Annotated in this window: 2 protein-coding genes; both read left to right on the top strand. The window is 52.2% G+C overall.

Annotated elements, in window-relative coordinates; genetic code table 11:
* Positions 1-302: 302 nt before the first annotated feature.
* The gene (locus tag PKX57_RS12085; protein WP_213920853.1) at positions 303-1,391 is read left to right on the top strand and encodes an NAD/NADP octopine/nopaline dehydrogenase family protein; all 1,089 of its coding nucleotides are present in this window, start codon (positions 303-305) and stop codon (positions 1,389-1,391) included.
* Positions 1,384-2,230, top strand: an 847-nt coding sequence (locus tag PKX57_RS12080) for a cobalamin B12-binding domain-containing protein (RefSeq protein WP_472417567.1), incomplete at its 3' end; no start/stop codon positions are given. The genes PKX57_RS12085 and PKX57_RS12080, both read left to right, overlap by 8 nt.

Below are 2,230 nucleotides of genomic sequence, written 5' to 3'. Positions count from 1 at the left end.
AGGCCGGCATAAGGACCAAAGAAGAGTCGCTTTACTTCAATATTTTCAAAGAAGTCTACCATTGTGAAGGAGCCATAGAGACCGTTTACCGCAACTGATAGAAAATCGGCAGGTCGTCGGAATCTTTCGAAGATTCACACCGTATCGCCGAACACCAATAAAACCTCTGAATGGTTATACACGACTTTAAAAAAGGACGTGCGACGAATAAAGTATAATTGTAATGTGTATCGATCGTAGCTTGAGAATTGCAGTTAAACGCAGGTCTTTTCAGTGGTTGTCTGAAGAACAGGAGGTGTCGAATGAAAATAGCGGTAATAGGTGCGGGGAATGGCGGACAGGCTCTTGCAGCGGTGCTTGCCATGCGTGGGAACGAAGTTGCGCTCTACAATCGAAGTCAGAACAGAATCCAGCCTATACTGAAAAGCAAAAAACTCAAAGTGGAGGGAGAATCGGGTGGAACCGCGCGTTTGAAATATGTCGGGACGGATATGGGAAAGGCCGTTTCCGGCGCTGAGCTCATCATGATAGTCGTGCCCGCCTTCGCGCACGCGGAAGTAGCCAGAAAGCTCTCACAGTTCATCTCGGAAGGTCAGGTCGTCATTCTCAATCCCGGAAGAACGGGAGGAGCCCTTGAGTTCGACAAGATATTCAAAGAGTGCGGCGTGAGGAACAAAGCGGTACTGGCCGAGGCACAGACCTTTCTCTTTGCCTCCAGGATCTCCGGTCCGGGGATGGTAAGGATATTCCGGATCAAGAACGCCGTACCGGTGGCTGTACTGCCTTCAAAGGACAACGAACTCCTCATGCCGGTGATCGGGGATGTGATTCCCGAATTCACGCTTACGGACAACGTACTTTATACGAGCTTCAACAACATCGGTGCGATATTCCATCCCGGAGCGATACTTATGAACGCCGGATGGATAGAATCCACTCACGGAGACTTCCAGTTCTATCTCGACGGAATCAGCCCGGCCGTCGCGAGGGTCCTTGAAGAGGTAGATAGAGAGCGTTGCGAGGTTACCAGCAAACTCGGCGTTCAGGCTATGGGCGCCAGAGAATGGCTTGATTACGCTTACGATGCCAGAGGAGAAGATCTGTACAACGCGATCCACAACAACGAAGGTTACAGGGGCATCATGGCGCCGATCAGCATGGAAAACCGCTACATAATCGAAGACGTTCCGATGAGCCTGGTTCCCATGAGCTGCTTTGGAAAAAAACTCGGCGTCGACACCAAGACCATGGACTCTGTGATAAACATAGCCGGGGCGGTCATGGGAAGGGACTTCTGGAAGGAAGGTAGAAACATCGAACGGCTGGGAGTGAACGAGATGTCCGTTGAAGATCTAAGGCATTACGTTGAAAAGGGGGACGGCGATGGATAAGATACTGGCCGGGGCGATAGGTAGCGATATTCACACCGCCGGAATCCTCAACTTTCTGGGACTTGCCAGGAAAGAAGGGTACGAATGCGTGTATATAGGCAGCGTGCTGGGAATAGACAAGCTGCTGGACAGTATAAAAGAAGTTTCGCCCGATATCATAGCGATAAGCTACCGGCTTGGAGGAGAATCTTGCAGAGAACTTCTCAGAGAATTGCGGACGGCGCTGGAGAGAGAAGGCGTTGAAAAGAAGATGATCTTCGGCGGCACCGTCGAGACGGCCGGGGTTGCCCGTGAATCGGGGATGTTCGACAGAGTCTTCGACGGGAGCGAATCGCTGGAGGAAGTGACAGGCTATTTGCGGGGTCGCGACGAAGCGGGAGGGACCGTTGAATACCCCCAGGGATTGCTCGAGAGAATTGCCTTCAAAGAGCCTTTCCCCCTGATTCGTCACCATATCGGCCTTCAAACGCTCGAAGAGACGGAACTGGCCGTGAAGGAACTCGCGCAATCACGTTTGCTGGATATCATCTCTCTCGCGCCGGATCAAAACTGTCAGCAATGGTTCTTCCATCCCGAGAACATGGTCCGTTCCGAGGATGGCGCCGGAGGTGCGCCCTTCAGAAAGAGAGAGGATTTCGAGAGAATGTACGAAGCCAGCCGGAGGGGTAACTATCCGCTAGTGCGTTCTTATTCGGGCACGAGAGAGCTGTTGAAGTTCTCTCTCCTCTTCAAAGAGACTTTGAACAACGCCTGGGCCGCCATTCCGCTCACCTGGTACTCACAGCTCGACGGAAGATCGGACCGAGAGCTTCTGGAGGCTATAAGGGAAAACCAGAGCG

This window comes from Mesotoga sp. (assembly GCF_035363035.1).
GTDB lineage: Bacteria > Thermotogota > Thermotogae > Petrotogales > Kosmotogaceae > Mesotoga.
The sequence above is the reverse complement of the archived record's forward strand: the minus strand, read 5'-3'. Positions and strand labels throughout refer to the sequence as shown.

Excerpts from the sequence above, each read along its gene's own strand:
- PKX57_RS12085 (WP_213920853.1), top strand. The coding sequence starts at position 303 with ATGAAAATAGCGGTAATAGGTGCGGGGAATGGCGGACAGGCTCTTGCA.